A 15771-nucleotide genomic window follows, 5' to 3' on the forward strand; every position below is an offset into this window, starting at 1 on the left:
TGACCCGTCGCTTGCCTCCTAGATAGTCATTATGCTGCAGTTGCGAGATGAGAAATTGTGCACCGCAGCTATGCGATAGGCACATGCGATTGTTAACGAATTCTGATCAGCCGAGGAGGCGCACCGCATGGAACGCGGCGGCGCCGGCGATAAGAGCGGCGGCCGAGGCGGACGCGAAGAGCAGCCCGAAGCGCCAGGAGCCGAGCATCAGCCCGTAGGCCGCCTTGGCGATCGTGTTGCTCGTCACGGCCACCACCATGGCGAGGGCCGCCACCTCCGCCGACAGGCCGCCGCCCAGCAGACCCGCGGTGGTGACGACCGGCGCGTCGACATCGGCCAGCCCGGTCAAGGCGGAGACGGCGATGGCGCCGGTATCGCCGAACCAGGCGGCGGCGGCCCGGGTGGCGAAGGCGATGGCGGTGAGCAGGACCGCCATCTGGAACACCTGCCGCAGGTCGAAGGGATTGGCCGTCTCGCTGCTGCCGTGGCCCTGCGTATCGCGCCGCGCCAGCCATAGGGCCGCGGCGACCATGACCGCACCTGCCGCCGCGAGGGTCGGCGCCACCGTGACGAGGAGCGACGGGGCGAGGACGAGGACCAGCAGGCAGGTGCGCGCATAGGACACGACGCCGGCGCCGAGGGCCCCGGCGACCAGCCGGTCCGGTTCGCCGGCATCCACCGAGCGCCGCGCATTGGTCACGGTCGTGGCGGTGGACGAGAGGAGCCCACCGACGGCTCCGGCCACCAGTTCGCCGTTGCGCTCGCCGAGCAGTTTCACCGCCACGTACCCGGCGAAGGAAATGGCCGCGACGAGAATGGCGAGGGTCCAGATCCGCGCCGGCGACACGCCGCCGAAGGGGCCGAAGGGATCGGTCGGCACCAGCGGCAGGATGACGAAGGTCATGGCCAGCAGCACGATGGCCGAGCGCAGCTCTGCGAAGGTCAGCGCCTCGACGAAGCGGTGCAGCGCCTCCCGCGCCGCCAGGATCGCCACCAGCACGACGCCGGCCGCCCCCGCGAGTCGCATGTCGCCGAGCACCGCCAGCACCCCGAGAGAGAAGGTGACCATGCCGGCGACGACGGAGGTGACGCTGTAGGACTGTTCAGCCTGCTGCTCGCGGTATTGGAACAGGCCGAAGACGAGGGAGAAGGCGACGAAGACGCCGACCACCACGACGCCGCCCGGCCCGCCGCCGGTGCCGCGGAGGGCGAACTCGAGCGCGCCGGCGATGCCGCCGAGCATGCCGACGAGCGTATAGGTGCGCAGCCCCGCCGTGCGCTGGCCGTCGTCTTCCGCCCGGTCGCGCCAATGCCGCTCCGCCCCGACGAGCGCACCGACGGCGATGGCGACGCCGAGCCGCTGGGCGAGTTCGAGTTCCGTCATGCCCTTACACGCCCCTCGCCACACCCGCCCGGCTTGGGCCCTATTCCGCAGCCTCGCTCTTCACCTTCAGCGGCCTGCGGGTGAGCACTTCTGCGAGAAAACGGCCGGTGTGACTACGCTTTTCCTTGGCGATCAGTTCCGGCGGGCCCTCCGCGACAACTTCGCCGCCGCCGTCGCCACCCTCCGGCCCCATGTCGATGACCCAGTCGGCGGTCTTGATGACCTCGAGATTGTGCTCGATGACGAGGACCGAATTGCCCTGGTTGACCAACTCGTGCAGCACTTCGAGCAGCTTGGCGACGTCGTGGAAATGCAGGCCCGTCGTCGGCTCGTCGAGGATGTAGAGCGTCCGCCCCGTGGAGCGCCGCGACAGTTCCTTCGACAGCTTGACCCGCTGCGCCTCGCCGCCCGACAGGGTGTTCGCCTGCTGGCCCACGTGGATGTAGCCGAGGCCGACCTCCGACAGGGTCTTGAGGATGTCGCGCACTCTGGGCACGGCCTTGAAGAACTCGACGCCCTCGTCGACGGTCATGTCGAGCACGTCGGCGATCGACTTGCCCTTGAACACCACCTCCAGGGTCTCGCGGTTGTAGCGCTTGCCCTTGCACACGTCGCAGGTGACGTAGACGTCGGGAAGGAAGTGCATCTCGATCTTGATGACGCCGTCGCCCTGGCAGGCCTCGCAGCGCCCGCCCTTGACGTTGAAGGAGAAGCGGCCGGGCTCGTAGCCGCGCGCCTTGGCCTCGGGGAGCCCTGCGAACCATTCGCGGATCGGCGTGAAGGCGCCCGTATAGGTGGCGGGGTTCGACCGGGGCGTGCGGCCGATGGGCGACTGGTCGATGTCGATGACCTTGTCGAGATGTTCGATACCCTCGATGCGGTCGTGCGGGGCAGGGGCATCGCTCGCCCCGTTCAGCTTGCGCGCCACCGCCTGGTAGAGCGTGTCGATAAGGAGGGTCGACTTGCCGCCGCCGGAGACGCCGGTGATGCAGGTGAAGAGCCCCAGCGGAATGTCCACCGTGACGTTCTTCAGGTTGTTGCCGCGGGCGCCGACGATCTTCATCGAGCGGCCCTTCTGCGGCTTGCGGCGCTTGGGCAGCGGCACGCCGAGTTCGCCCGTCAGGTACTTGCCGGTGAGCGAGGCGGAATCGGCCATGATCTCCGCCGGCGTGCCCGCCGCGACGATCCGGCCGCCGTGGATACCGGCGCCGGGGCCGACATCGACCACGTGGTCGGCCTGCAGGATGGCGTCCTCGTCATGCTCGACGACGATGACCGTGTTGCCGAGGTCGCGCAGCCGCTTCAGCGTGCCGAGCAGGCGCTCGTTGTCGCGCTGGTGCAGGCCGATCGAGGGTTCGTCGAGGACGTAGAGAACGCCGGTCAGCCCCGAGCCGATCTGGCTGGCGAGACGGATGCGCTGGCTCTCGCCCCCCGAGAGGGTTCCCGAGTTGCGGCCGAGGGTGAGGTAGTCGAGGCCGACGTCGATGAGGAAGTGGAGCCGCTCGCGGATCTCCTTCAGGATGCGGACGGCGATCTCGTTCTGCTTGGCGTTGAGCTGTTCGGGCAGTGCCCCGAACCAGGCGCCCGCGCCGCGCACCGACATCTGCGAGACCTCGCCGATATGGCGGCCGCCGACCCTGACCGCGAGCGCCTCGGGCTTGAGGCGGAAGCCGGAGCAGACCTTGCAGGGCGTGTCGGAGACGTAACGGGAGATCTCCTCCCGCGCCCAGTCGCTCTCCGTCTCCTTCAGCCGCCGCTCGAGATTGCGCACCACGCCCTCGAAAGTTTTGGTCGTCTCGTAGGACCTCAGGCCGTCGTCGTAGCGGAAGGTGACGGTCTCCTCGCCGGTGCCGAAGAGGATGGCGTGCCGCGCCTTCTCCGGCAGCTTCGACCAGGGCGTGGTCAGCGAGAAGCCGTAGTGTTTCGACAGCGCGTCGAGCGTCTGGGTGTAGAAGGGGGAGGTGGATCGTGACCAGGGGCCGATCGCGCCCTTGCGCAGCGACAGGTCCTTGTCGGGAATGACGAGATCCGGGTCGATCGTCTGCTCGACTCCGAGCCCGTCGCAGGCGGGACAGGCGCCGAAGGGGTTGTTGAACGAGAACAGCCGCGGCTCGATCTCCGAAATGGTGAAGCCCGAGACCGGGCAGGCGAACTTCTCCGAGAAGAGCAGCCGCATCGGCTCGCCGCCCTCGGTCTTGGCGTCGGCGAACTCGATCACCGCGATGCCGTCGGCGAGCTTCAGCGCCGTCTCGAAGCTGTCGGCGAGGCGGGTCGCCATGTCGGGCCGCACGACGATGCGGTCGACCACCACGTCGATGTCGTGCTTCAGCTTCTTGTCGAGGGCGGGAGCGTCCGCGATCTCGTAGAAGGCGCCGTCGATCTTGACGCGCTGGAAGCCCTTCTTCTGCCAGTCGGCGAGCTCCTTGCGGTACTCGCCCTTGCGGCCCCGCACGGCGGGCGCCAGCAGGTAGAGCCTGGAGCCCTCCGGCAAGGCGAGGGTCTTGTCCACCATCTGGCTGACGGTCTGGCTCTCGATCGGCAGGCCGGTGGCCGGTGAATAGGGTACGCCGACGCGGGCCCAGAGCAGACGCATGTAGTCGTAGATCTCGGTGACCGTACCGACGGTGGACCGCGGGTTCTTCGACGTCGTCTTCTGTTCGATGGAGATGGCCGGCGACAGGCCGTCGATCTGGTCGACGTCCGGCTTCTGCATCATCTCGAGGAACTGGCGCGCATAGGCCGACAGACTCTCGACATAGCGGCGCTGGCCCTCGGCATAGATCGTGTCGAAGGCGAGCGAGGATTTGCCCGAGCCCGACAGGCCGGTGAAGACCACCAGCGAATCCCGGGGGATCGTCAGGTCGACGTTCTTGAGATTGTGCTCGCGCGCGCCCCTCACGGAAATGAAGCGGGAATCCGGTCGGCGGACGTCGTCGCGGAACTTGTCGAACAGGTCGCTCATCTCAACAGGCCTTCGGGCGCCCCGGCGGGCACGCTGCGCGGTTTCAGGCTAGGCACGGTCTCGGCAGGGACGTGGCAGCAGGATGCCGGCCGTCCCCAAGGTAGAAACGCCGGAGCACCGGCGCCAGACCTCTGCGGGACCGGATGGCAGCCGTGCGCCCGGAATCGCCCCCCGGCGAGGCCGCCGACTCCGCAGGAGTATAGAAAGCCTTGCCATGTGCGGCAAGAACAAATAAAGAACACGGACGGGGTGCGGCGCGTCCGCTCCCGCAATCTGGGGATAGTTCGCGAAAGCGGAAGGGTCTGGTCGTGACGCCCGACCGCGAACGTGGGAAGCCTCGGGCCGATGTGAGCGCAAGGCGCCCCGGGCAACGGCTGCGGGGAGGGGAGAGCGACGATGGCAGGCAGCGTCAACAAGGTCATCCTGATCGGCAATCTGGGCCGCGACCCCGAAATCCGCCGGCTGAACAACGGGGAGCAGGTCTGCAACCTGCGCCTCGCCACCACCGAGACATGGCGCGACAAGGCGTCGGGCGAGCGCAAGGAGCGCACCGAGTGGCATCAGGTGGTGATCTTCAACGAGAACCTCACGCGCGTGGCCGAGCAGTACCTGAAGAAGGGCTCCAAGGTTTATGTCGAGGGCCAGTTGCAGACCCGCAAATGGACCGACCAGTCGGGCGTCGAGAAATATTCCACCGAGGTGGTGCTGCAGCGGTTCCGCGGCGAAATGGTTCTGCTCGACAGCCGCGGCGGTGGTGGCGGCGGGGGCAGCGGCGCCGATTACGGTGACGAGAGCTTCGGCGGCTCCGGCGGCTTCGGCGGCGGCGCCATCGAGGGTCGCTCCGGCGGGGGGCGATCGGAAGCGCCGCGGCGGTCCGCTGCGCCTGCGGGCGGCCGCCCGATGGACGACGACGAAATTCCGTTCTGATCTGCGGAGCGGCCGGGATGGCCTCCCACGCCACCGGGGCGGGAGCGGTGCGCCTACGGCGGGCCGAGGCCGGTGATCTGCCCTTCGTCCTCACGACGGAGGGCATGCCGCACAACGCCCTGCGCATCAGCCGGTGGCCGCGCGAGCGTCACGAGGCCTGTCTCGCCGACCCGGACTTCGCCTATTGGCTGGCCCTGGGCGATGACGGCGCGCCGCTCGGCTATGCCATCCTGAAGGGCCTGACGGATCGCAACGGCAACGTCGCGCTCCAGCGCATCTCGGTGGCGGCGCCGGGGCAGGGGACGGGCCGCGCCTTCCTGATCGGACTCGTCGAGCTGGCCTTCACACAGACGGCCTGCCACCGCTTCTGGCTCGACGTCTTCACCGACAATCCGGTCGCCCGCGCCCTCTATGCCGGCCTCGGCCTCGTCGAGGAGGGCGTGATGCGCGAGAGCGTCGTCAGGGCCGACGGCCGTAGGGCGAGCCTCGCGGTCATGTCCATCCTCCGCCCGGAATGGCAGGCGCGTCAGGCCGGCTGCCAGGCTTCGGCAGGGCGGCCCGAATAGCCCTCTCGACAAGCCGGCCCTGAAACGCCTCAGGCCATCGCGGGAGCGATGATGGTCCGCAGCGCCCGTCCGCCGAACAGGCCGGCGGCGAGGCCGGTGACCGCAGCGAAGGCGACGACATACACGAGGCCCGACACCGCCGCGGGCGCGACCGCCGTCATGGCGCCGTGGACGAACTTGGCGCTGAACAGTGTCATCATCCCTGCCAGGGTGAGGCTCTCGCCGGCGAGCCGCACCCGTCCGCCCCCTTTGGCGAGGATCCAGCGCCCCTGCAGGCGATAGCCCGCCGCCGCTCCCGCGGCATAGGCGAGGGCGTGGGCGCCGAGGGCAAAGCCCGCATGGGGAAGGGCGACCAGCGTCGGGACGGTGACGAGCCCGACCGCGGGCAGCAGGAAGACGACGGCCATGGGCAGGCTGCGCTCCTGTCGCGACTTCAGGCCGAGCAGGACGAGGGCGGCGAAGAGCGGCCAGACCCAGAGCGGGACGGCGGTGAGGATCGGCATGGGATTTCCTTTCGTGGTGATGTGAAGGCGATTGACATACTCCGGATAAAATGTAAATGACATTTGCATAACGTCGGAGAGACCCATGACCCTCGAACCACTGCTCGGTGCGCCTCTCGCCATCCAGCTTCACGCCGTCGCCGCCCTTTCGCTGATCCCGCTAACGGTCGTCCAACTGGGGCGCCGCAAGAGTGGCGCTTGGCATCGGCGCATCGGCTGGGTCTGGGTGGTGATGATGACCTTCACCGCCGTGTCCTCGTTCTGGATTCACGGGAACAAGACGATCGGTCCCTTCAGCACCATCCACCTCCTGTCGGTGGCGACGCTCGTGACCCTCGCCTATGCGATTGTCGCGCGCCGGTCCGGCCACATGCGCGGCCATCGCCTGGGCATGCTGGGCGTGGCGGCAGGATGGGCCGGGGCAGGGCTCTTCACCCTGCTGCCCTACCGCATCATGGGACAGGTGGTCTTCGGCGGCTGAGCGTCTCCCTCAGGCCCTCAGCGCCGCCCTGACGCCGTCCATCACGAACTGCACCGCCAGGGCCGCGAGGATGATGCCGAGAAGGCGCGACACCACCGCGTTGCCGAGCGTGCCGAGCAGCGCGTTGACCGCCTCCGCCATGCTGAGGCAGGCCCAGGAGACCAGAACGACAACGGCCAGCACGGCGATCAGCGCCGCCATGGTCGCCGGACTGCCAGAGGCCTGACCGGCCAGGAGCAGCGTGGCGGTGATGGCGCCCGGCCCCGCCAGCAGCGGAATCGCCATCGGGAATGCGGCGACGTTGACGATATGCTCCTTGTCGATGGCCTCGCGCGCCGTCTCGCTCTTGCGGCCCGCGCGCAGGCCGAAGACCATTTCGAAGGCGATCCAGAACACCAGCAGGCCGCCGGCGATGCGGAAGGCCGGCAGGGAAATGCCGAGCTTGCGCAGCAGCCAGTCGCCGAAGAAGGCGCAGGCCGAGAGGATCAGGAAGGCGATGAGACAGGCGCGCCAGGCCACCTGGCGCCGCTGCGCCGCCGAGAAGCCCTGGGTGACCGCCAGGAAGATCGGCACGAGGGCGAAGGGCTCGACGATCACGAACATCGTGACGAGCGCGCTGGTGAGGAATTCGACGGTCATCGGCGCTCCGTTTCGCTGTTCCCGGGCGGGGATTGTGGGCGTTTGTGTCCCGCGCCGTCCACAACCCTGAAACCACCTCCAGCAACCGATTGAAAAGGCGAGACAATTCCGCGCGGTAAAAGCGCGTTTGGGGTTGGAGATCGGAGCCGGAATCGGCTAGAAGAGGCCGTCCAGCGGGTGCCTCGCGCCCGCCCCACCGGAAGTGTTCTCTTGGCAGACGACGACGACAAGACGCCGGCGGGCGCGACGCCCTCCGACCCGACCGAAATTCGCCCGATCTCGATCACCGACGAGATGCGGCGGTCCTATCTCGACTATGCGATGAGCGTCATCGTCAGCCGCGCCCTGCCGGACGCGCGCGACGGCCTGAAGCCGGTTCACCGGCGCATCCTCTATTCGATGCACGAGAACGGCTACGAGTGGAACAAGCCCTACCGCAAGTCGGCCCGCGTCGTCGGCGACGTCATCGGTAAATACCATCCCCACGGCGACCAGTCGGTCTACGACGCCCTGGTGCGCATGGCGCAGGACTTCTCCATGCGCGTCGAGCTGATCGACGGACAGGGCAATTTCGGCTCGGTCGACGGCGATCCGCCGGCGGCCATGCGCTACACCGAGGTGCGGCTCGAGAAGATCGCCGACCAGCTCGTCTCCGACCTCGACAAGCAGACCGTCGACTTCCAGGACAACTACGACAATTCCGAGCGGGAGCCGAAGGTGCTCCCCGCCAAGTTCCCGAACCTGCTGGTCAACGGCGGCGGCGGCATCGCCGTCGGCATGGCGACCAACATCCCGCCGCACAATCTCGGCGAGGTCATCGACGCCTGCATCGCCACCATCGAGCGGCCGGACATCGAGGTCGAGGAGCTGATGGACTACGTTCCGGGGCCGGATTTTCCGACCGCCGGCATCATCCTCGGCCGCACCGGCATCCGCCAGGCCTACCTGACCGGCCGCGGCTCGGTGGTCATGCGCGCCCGCACCTCCATGGAGACGGTGCGCCGCGAGCGCGAGGCGATCATCGTCACCGAGATCCCCTACCAGGTAAACAAGGCGCAGATGCTGGAGCGCCTGGCCGAGCTGGTGCGCGAGAAGCGCGTCGAGGGCATCGCCGAATTCCGCGACGAGAGCGACCGCGAGGGCATGCGCATCGTCATCGAGCTGAAGCGCGACGCCGTGGCCGACGTCGTGCTCAACCGGCTCTTCCGCTTCACCGCCCTGCAGCAGAGCTTCGGCTGCAACTTCGTCGCACTGAACGGCGGCCGTCCCGAGGTGATGAACCTCAAGGACCTCATCGTCACCTTCATCGCCTTCCGCGAGGAGGTCGTCTCCCGTCGCACCAAGTTCCTGCTCGGCAAGGCGCGCGACCGCGCCCATGTGCTGTGCGGCCTCGCCATCGCGGTGGCCAATATCGACGAGATGATCCGCATCATCCGCACCTCGGCCGACCCCGCATCCGCCCGCGAGGCGCTGATGGGCCGCGACTGGGACGCGCACGACATCGCCCCGCTGATCCGGCTCGTCGACGATCCGCGCCACCCGCTCAACGAGGACGGCACCTACCGCCTCTCCGAGACCCAGGCGCGCGCCATCCTCGACCTGCCGCTGCGCCGCCTCACGGCCCTCGGCCGCGACGAGATCGGCGACGAGCTGAAGACCCTGTCCGAGGAGATCCTCGACTATCTCGACATCCTGCGCTCGCGCGCCCGCATCATGCAGATCATCACCGACGAGCTGAAGGCGGTGCGGGACGAGTTCGCCACCCCGCGCAAGACCGAGATCGTCGACGGCGTCGGCGAGTTCGAGGACGAGGACCTCATCGCCCGCGAGGACATGGTGGTCACCGTGTCCCATGCCGGCTACGTCAAGCGCGTGCCGCTCTCGACCTACCGGGCCCAGCGCCGCGGCGGCAAGGGCCGCTCCGGCATGCAGACGAAGGACGAGGATTTCGTCACCCGCCTATTCGTCGCCAACACCCACACGCCGATCCTGTTCTTCTCCTCAAAGGGACAGGTCTACAAGATGAAGGTCTGGCGCCTGCCGCTCGCGGCGCCCCAGGCCCGCGGCAAGGCCTTCGTCAACATCCTCCCCCTCGACCAGGACGAGCGCATCACCACCATCCTGCCGCTGCCCGAGGACGAGACGACCTGGGGCGAGCTCGACGCCATGTTCGCCACCACCCGCGGCACGGTCCGGCGCAACAAGCTGTCGGATTTCGTCCAGGTGAACCGCGGCGGCAAGATCGCCATGAAGCTCGACGAGGGCGAGGGCATCGTCGGTGTCGGCGTCTGCACCGAGGCCGACGACGTGCTGCTCACCACCGCGCAGGGCCAGTGCATCCGCTTCGCCGTGCCGGAGGTGCGCGTCTTCAAGGGCCGCGATTCCATGGGCGTGCGCGGCATTTCCCTGGCCGAGGACGACCGCATCATCTCCATGGCCATCCTGCGCCATTTCGACGCGACCTCCGAGGAGCGCTCGGCCTACTTGAAGATGCGCCGCGCCATCGCCGGCGAGGCGGCGGCCGGCGAGGACCAGGGCGAGGACGAGGAGACCAACGGCTCCGGCGAACTCGCCTCGGAGCGCTACGCCGAAATGTCGGCGGCCGAGCAGGTGGTGCTCACCATCTCCGAGAACGGCTACGGCAAGCGCACCTCGTCCTTCGAGTACCGCATCACCGGCCGCGGCGGCAAAGGCATCGTCGCCATGGCGGTGAACGAGCGCAACGGGCGCCTGGTCGCCTCCTTCCCCGTGGAGGACCGCGATCAGATCATGCTGGTGACCGACGGCGGGCAGCTCATCCGCTGCCCGGTGGCCGGCATCCGGGTCGCCGGCCGCGGCACCCAGGGCGTGATCGTCTTCGACACCGACGAGACCGAAAAGGTCGTCTCGGTCGAGCACATCTCCGACGAGGGCGAGGAGGAGGGCGACCTTCCCGAGACCGAGGGCGGCGAGGCCGCGGAGAGCTGAGGCCCGGTCCGAGGACCTGTGAGGATTTCGATCGCCCGGCCCCGTGCCGGGCGATTGTTTTTGCGCGAGCTGTCAGTCCACCTGCGTCCTGAGGATGGCTAGGGCCAGCGCCTGGGCGCGCGGCACGATGCTGTCGATCTCCAGATATTCCTCCACCGTATGGGCATTGCCGCCGACCGGGCCGACGCCGCAGATGGTCGGCGTGCCGACGCTCGCGGTGAAACCGGAATCGGCGCAGCCGCCGGAGAACTCGCCGTCGAGCGTGGCGAGGCCCGCATCGCGCGCGGCGGACTGATAGGCGGTGAAGATGGCCTTGGCCTCCGGCGTCTGAACCACCGGCAGGAACTCGCCCTTGATCTCCAGCTTGGCGGTCGTGCCGGCCACCGTCGGTGTGTCGATGATCCGCTGGATCGCGGCGAGGGTGCGTGCCCGGTCGGCCGGGTCGATGTAGCGCAGGTCGATCTGGCCCTCGGCATGAGGCGCCGTCGTGTTGACGGACTGGCCGCCCGAGACGAGACCGACGTTGAGGGTGATGCCCTTAGCGAGATCGGTCAGCGCGTGAATCTGGACGATCTTGTGAGCAAGCTCGCCGATGGCACTGACGCCGCTGGTGAAATTGCCTCCGGAATGAGCCGCCTTGCCGTAGACGTCGAAGCGCATGAAGACGCCGCCCTTGCGACCCGTCGTGACGTTGCCCGAGGGGCGCCCGGGCTCGGAATTATACACCGCGCGGGCGGCGCGGCCCTCCCGCTCGATGATCGGCCGCGACGAGGGCGAGGCGATTTCCTCGTCGGAGGTGATGAGAACGCGGATCGGGCAGGGCATGCCGCCGAGCGCCTTGAAGGCGGCGGCGACGAAGACGTTCATCACGAGGCCGGCCTTCATGTCGGCGACGCCGGGACCATAGGCGCGGCCGCCTTCGATGCTGAAGGGGCGCCTTGACACTTCGCCTTTAGGAAAGACCGTATCCCTATGGCCCATCAGCAGAACCGGCTTCTCGTTTGAACCGGGTTCGGCGACCAGCGCATGGATCGCGTCGCCATAGAGGTCGTGGTGCTCGCGCCAGGCGGAGATGCCGTGTTCCTCGAAGAAGCGCTCGAAGCGCGCGCCCACGGCGTCGACGCCCGCCTTGTCGTAGGAGCCTGAATCGATATCCACGACCTCGCGCAGCAGGTCGACCATGGCCTCCTTATGCGCGGCGAGCCACTCGGTGATGCGGGTTTCGGTTGGTGTGGTCATGGGATCCTCGGGACATGCGGCAGGGCCGGTTGGGGGCATTCTTCCCGCGGGCCGCCGTGCGAGGCAACCGATCCTCCGCACGCGGCCCATGACGGCCGGCGCGCGGGGCGCCTTCCCTTGCGCCCGCTCCCCGGCTTCGCTAAGCCTCCCTCGTCCTGTCGCGGCGGAGGCCCATGACGAAACGCATCGCCCTCTACACGGGTTCGTTCGATCCGGTCACCAACGGCCATCTCGACGTCATCCGCCATGCCTGCCGTCTGGCTGATGAGCTGGTGGTGGGCGTCGGCGTCCATCCGGGCAAGGCACCGATGTTCTCCGCCGATGAGCGCCTTTCGCTGCTCGACGCGGTCTGCGCGCCGATAGCCGCCGCTGAGGACTGCGAGTTCCGGACCATCACCTTCGACGACCTCGCGGTCTGGGCGGCCCAGCGCGTCGGCGCCAGCCTCTTCATCCGCGGCCTGCGCGACGGCACCGATCTCGACTACGAGATGCAGATGGCGGGCATGAACGCGCAGATGGCGCCGGGCGTGCAGACCATCTTTCTCCCCGCATCGCCTACGGTTCGCCCCATCACCGCCACGCTCGTCCGCCAGATCGCGCTGATGGGAGGCGACGTGACCTCTTTCGTGCCCCCCGCCGTGGCCCAGGCGCTCGCCGCCAAGGTCCAGCGCCGCGCCTGACGGCGCGCACCCCCGTTCCAACCGGAGAGACGTCCCGTGAAGCGCCGCACCTTCCTCGCCAGTTCGCTGGCCCTCGCCGCCGCCGGCCCCGCCGCCGCCCAGGCGATCCGCCTTCCCGCCGGCGCCGACCCGGAGAACACGCTCGTCATCGAGCTGAAGGACGGGCCGGTCATCATCCGCCTGCGCCCCGACCTCGCGCCCAAGCACGTCGAGCGCATCAAGACGCTCGCCCGCCAGGGCTTCTACAACGGCATCGTCTTCCACCGCGTCATCGAGGGCTTCATGGCCCAGACCGGCGATCCCCAGGGCACCGGCATGGGCGGGTCGCCCCTGCCGAACCTGCCGGCGGAGTTCTCGCGCGAGCCCTTCGTGCGCGGCACTCTCGGCATGGCCCGCTCGCAGAGCCCCAACTCGGCCAATTCGCAGTTCTTCATCATGTTCGCCGAGGGCTCGTTCCTCAACGGCCAGTACACCGTCTTCGGCAACGTCGTCTCCGGCATGGAGGCGGTCGACAAGATCAAGCGCGGCAATCCCGCCGCAAACGGCACCGTGACCCAGCCGGACCGCATGGTCCGTGTCCGCGTCGCCGCCGACATCCGCTGATCATCCCTTTCAACGAGAACAGGAGGCCTGGATGGCCCTCGATCCCGAAAACACCATGATCCTGGAGACGACCAAGGGTCGTGTCGTCATCGCCATGCGCCCGGACCTCGCCCCCGGCCACGTCGACCACATCAAGAAGCTCGTCCGCGAGGGCTTCTATGACGGCATCGTTTTCCACCGCGTCATCGACGGCTTCATGGCCCAGACCGGCTGCCCCCACGGCACAGGTACCGGCGGCTCGAAGTACCCGGACCTGAAGGCGGAGTTCAACGCCGAGCCCCACGTGCGCGGCATCACCTCCATGGCCCGCGCCCAGAACCCGAACTCGGCCAACTCGCAGTTCTTCATCTGCTTCGACGACGCCCGCTTCCTCGACAAGCAGTACACGGTCTGGGGCAAGGTCGTGGACGGCATGGAGAACGTCGACGGCATCAAGCGCGGCGAGCCGGTGCGTGATCCCGACAAGATCGTCGTCGCCAAGATCGCCGCCGACGACACCGCGACCTATGGCGAGGTCGTCGCCAAGCTCTGATGCCCCGTGCTAGGGGACACGGCGCCCGGAGCGATCCGGGCGCCGTTTTCTTTTGGGACTGCAGAACCCGCCGGACCATGCGCGTCGACCTCTTCGATTTCGACCTGCCTGCCGACCGCATCGCGCTGAGGCCCGCGAGCCCTCGCGATGCCGCGCGGCTCATGGTGGTGCGGCCGGGAGCGGAGATCGGCGATCGCGTCGTGCGCGATCTCCCCGAAATCCTGCGCCCGGGCGACGCCCTCGTCTTCAACGACACGCGCGTCATCCCGGCCCAGCTCGAGGGCGTGCGGGAGCGGGCAGGGCAGGTGGCCTCCATCTCCGCGACGCTTCATCGCCGCCTCGCCCCCGACCGATGGCTCGCCTTCGTCAGGGGCGCGAAGAAGCTCCGGCCGGGCGATCTCGTCCGCTTCGGCGAGACGCCCGAGGCCTGTCTGCTCTCCGGGCTCCACGCCACCATCGTCTCCAAGGACGACGACGGTGTGGTGCTGGAGTTTGAATTCGCCGGCGCCTATCTCGACGAGGCCGTCGCCCGCGTCGGCCACATCCCGTTGCCGCCCTACATCGCCTCGAAGCGGCGGGAGGACGCGCAGGACCGCGCCGACTACCAGACGGTCTATGCCCGCGACGAAGGCTCGGTCGCGGCCCCCACCGCCGGTCTCCACTTCACCCCCGACCTCCTCGACCGCCTGAAGGCGCGGGGGGTGAGCCTCCACTTCCTCACCCTGCATGTCGGCGCCGGCACCTTCCTGCCGGTGAAGAGCGACGACACGGCCGACCACCGCATGCACCCTGAATATGGGCTGGTGACGGCCGAGACCGCGACTGCGCTCAACACGGTTCGCGCCGCCGGCGGGCGTATCGTCGCCGTCGGCACGACATCGCTCAGGCTGCTGGAGAGCGCCGCGTCCGAGGACGGCACGATCCGTCCCTTCGCCGCCGAGACCTCCATCTTCATCACGCCCGGCTACCGCTTCCGCGCTGTCGACGTGCTGATGACCAATTTCCACCTGCCGCGCTCGACCCTCTTCATGCTCGTCTCCGCCTTTGCCGGGCTCGACACCATGAGGGCGGCCTATGCGCGCGCCATCGCCACCGGCTACCGGTTCTATTCCTACGGCGACGGCTCGCTTCTCTTCCGCGAGGACGCGCGATGACCGGCTTCTCCTTCGCCATCGCCGCCCGCGACGGCGCCGCCCGCACCGGCGTCGTCTCGACGCCGCGCGGCCCGATCCGCACGCCCGCCTTCATGCCCGTCGGCACCCAGGCGACGGTGAAGGGCATGTACATGGATCAGGTGAAGGCGCTCGGCGCCGACGTGATCCTCGGCAACACCTATCACCTCATGCTGCGCCCCGGCGCCGAGCGGATCGCGAAACTCGGCGGCCTGCACCGCTTCGGCGGCTGGACCGGTCCGATCCTCACCGATTCCGGTGGCTTCCAGGTCATGTCGCTGGCCAAGCTCCGCAAGCTCACCGAACAGGGCGTGACCTTCTCCAGCCATGTCGACGGCTCCCGCTTCGAGCTGACGCCGGAGCGCTCGGTGGAGATCCAGGGCCTGCTCGGCGCCGACATCCAGATGCAGCTCGACGAGTGCGTGGCGCTGCCCAACGAGCGCGCCGCCATCGACAAGGCCATGCAGCTCTCGCTGCGCTGGGCCGAGCGCTCGAAGCGCGCCTTCGAGGCGCAGCCGGAGGGCCGGGCGCTGTTCGGCATCGTCCAGGGTGGCGATCAGCCGGACCTGCGCATCGCCAGCGCCCGGGCGCTCGCCGCCATGGACTTTCCCGGCTATTCCATCGGCGGCCTCGCGGTCGGCGAGCCGCAGGAGGTCATGCTGGCGATGATCGAGGCGGTGATGCCGCACCTGCCGGAGGAGAAGCCGCACTACCTCATGGGCGTCGGCACGCCGGACGACCTCCTGGCGGCAGTGGCGCGGGGCGTCGACATGTTCGACTGCGTCATGCCCACCCGCAACGGCCGCCACGGCCAGGCCTTCACGCGTTTCGGCAAGGTCAACTTCCGCAATGCCCGCCACGCCGAGGATCCGCGCCCCCTCGACGAGACCTCGTCCTGCCCGGCGGCGCGCGACTATTCCAGGGCCTATCTGCACCACCTCGTGCGCACCGAGGAGATGCTCGGCTCCATGCTGATCACCTGGATCAACCTCGCCTATTACCAGGAGCTGATGGCCGGCGCCCGCGAGGCGATCGCGCGGGGAGCTTACGCCGACTACATGGCCGCGGTGAGGGAAGGCTGGGCCAGGGGCGACATCGCGCCCTGGCAGGGGTGAC

At 68.6% G+C, this 15771-nt stretch carries 14 protein-coding genes; 9 read left to right on the plus strand and 5 right to left on the minus strand.

Features of this window, described 5'->3' with window-relative positions:
- Positions 1–106: 106 nt before the first annotated feature.
- Together C6569_RS07205 and uvrA are read right to left on the minus strand one after the other, a co-directional pair.
- A complete protein-coding gene (locus tag C6569_RS07205; RefSeq protein ID WP_106748206.1) occupies positions 107–1384 on the minus strand; it encodes an MgtC/SapB family protein in 1278 nt (425 codons plus the stop codon).
- Between the two features lie 40 nt (positions 1385–1424).
- A complete protein-coding gene (gene uvrA, locus C6569_RS07210; RefSeq protein WP_106748207.1) occupies positions 1425–4346 on the minus strand; it encodes an excinuclease ABC subunit UvrA in 2922 nt (973 codons plus the stop codon).
- Between the two features lie 396 nt (positions 4347–4742).
- On the opposite strand from uvrA, the gene ssb reads away from it, so the two are divergent.
- A complete protein-coding gene (gene ssb / locus C6569_RS07215; protein ID WP_106748208.1) occupies positions 4743–5273 on the plus strand; it encodes a single-stranded DNA-binding protein in 531 nt (176 codons plus the stop codon).
- Between the two features lie 17 nt (positions 5274–5290).
- Complete coding sequence (locus C6569_RS07220; RefSeq protein WP_106748209.1) at positions 5291–5839, plus strand: GNAT family N-acetyltransferase; 549 nt, start codon at positions 5291–5293, stop codon at positions 5837–5839.
- 29 nt (positions 5840–5868) lie between these two features.
- Here C6569_RS07220 and C6569_RS07225 read toward each other — a convergent pair whose 3' ends face one another.
- Complete coding sequence (locus C6569_RS07225; RefSeq protein ID WP_106748210.1) at positions 5869–6342, minus strand: hypothetical protein; 474 nt, start codon at positions 6340–6342, stop codon at positions 5869–5871.
- 85 nt (positions 6343–6427) lie between these two features.
- Here C6569_RS07225 and C6569_RS07230 point away from each other — a divergent pair, with 85 nt between their 5' ends.
- The gene (locus C6569_RS07230; protein WP_106748211.1) at positions 6428–6823 is read left to right on the plus strand and encodes a DUF2306 domain-containing protein; all 396 of its coding nucleotides are present in this window, start codon (positions 6428–6430) and stop codon (positions 6821–6823) included.
- 9 nt (positions 6824–6832) lie between these two features.
- Here C6569_RS07230 and C6569_RS07235 read toward each other — a convergent pair whose 3' ends face one another.
- Positions 6833–7462: a MarC family protein gene (locus tag C6569_RS07235; protein ID WP_106748212.1), complete on the minus strand. Its 630-nt coding sequence runs from the start codon at positions 7460–7462 to the stop codon at positions 6833–6835.
- Between the two features lie 210 nt (positions 7463–7672).
- Between C6569_RS07235 and gyrA the strand changes: the two genes are divergently transcribed.
- Complete coding sequence (gene gyrA / locus C6569_RS07240) at positions 7673–10429, plus strand: DNA gyrase subunit A (protein WP_106748213.1); 2757 nt, start codon at positions 7673–7675, stop codon at positions 10427–10429.
- Positions 10430–10501: 72 nt separating this feature from the next.
- Here gyrA and C6569_RS07245 read toward each other — a convergent pair whose 3' ends face one another.
- On the minus strand, positions 10502–11668 hold the full coding sequence (locus tag C6569_RS07245) for a M20 family metallopeptidase (protein ID WP_245898265.1): 1167 nt from the start codon (positions 11666–11668) through the stop codon (positions 10502–10504).
- Positions 11669–11841: 173 nt separating this feature from the next.
- Between C6569_RS07245 and coaD the strand changes: the two genes are divergently transcribed.
- The 5 genes from coaD (at position 11842) to tgt (ending at position 15770) form a co-directional block, all read left to right on the plus strand.
- Positions 11842–12348 carry a pantetheine-phosphate adenylyltransferase gene (coaD, locus tag C6569_RS07250; RefSeq protein WP_106748214.1) on the plus strand — a complete coding sequence of 169 codons (507 nt, stop codon included), beginning with the start codon at positions 11842–11844 and terminating at the stop codon, positions 12346–12348.
- A 36-nt stretch (positions 12349–12384) separates the two neighbouring features.
- On the plus strand, positions 12385–12951 hold the full coding sequence (locus C6569_RS07255; protein ID WP_106748215.1) for a peptidylprolyl isomerase: 567 nt from the start codon (positions 12385–12387) through the stop codon (positions 12949–12951).
- 31 nt (positions 12952–12982) lie between these two features.
- Positions 12983–13483: a peptidylprolyl isomerase gene (locus C6569_RS07260; protein ID WP_106748216.1), complete on the plus strand. Its 501-nt coding sequence runs from the start codon at positions 12983–12985 to the stop codon at positions 13481–13483.
- Between the two features lie 77 nt (positions 13484–13560).
- Positions 13561–14637 carry a tRNA preQ1(34) S-adenosylmethionine ribosyltransferase-isomerase QueA gene (gene queA / locus C6569_RS07265; protein ID WP_106748217.1) on the plus strand — a complete coding sequence of 359 codons (1077 nt, stop codon included), beginning with the start codon at positions 13561–13563 and terminating at the stop codon, positions 14635–14637.
- A complete protein-coding gene (gene tgt, locus C6569_RS07270) occupies positions 14634–15770 on the plus strand; it encodes a tRNA guanosine(34) transglycosylase Tgt (protein ID WP_106748218.1) in 1137 nt (378 codons plus the stop codon). Before queA ends, tgt begins: the two co-directional genes overlap by 4 nt.
- The last annotated feature ends 1 nt before the right edge of the window (position 15771 follow it).

This window comes from Phreatobacter cathodiphilus (assembly GCF_003008515.1).
GTDB classification, from domain to species: Bacteria; Pseudomonadota; Alphaproteobacteria; order Rhizobiales; family Phreatobacteraceae; genus Phreatobacter; species Phreatobacter cathodiphilus.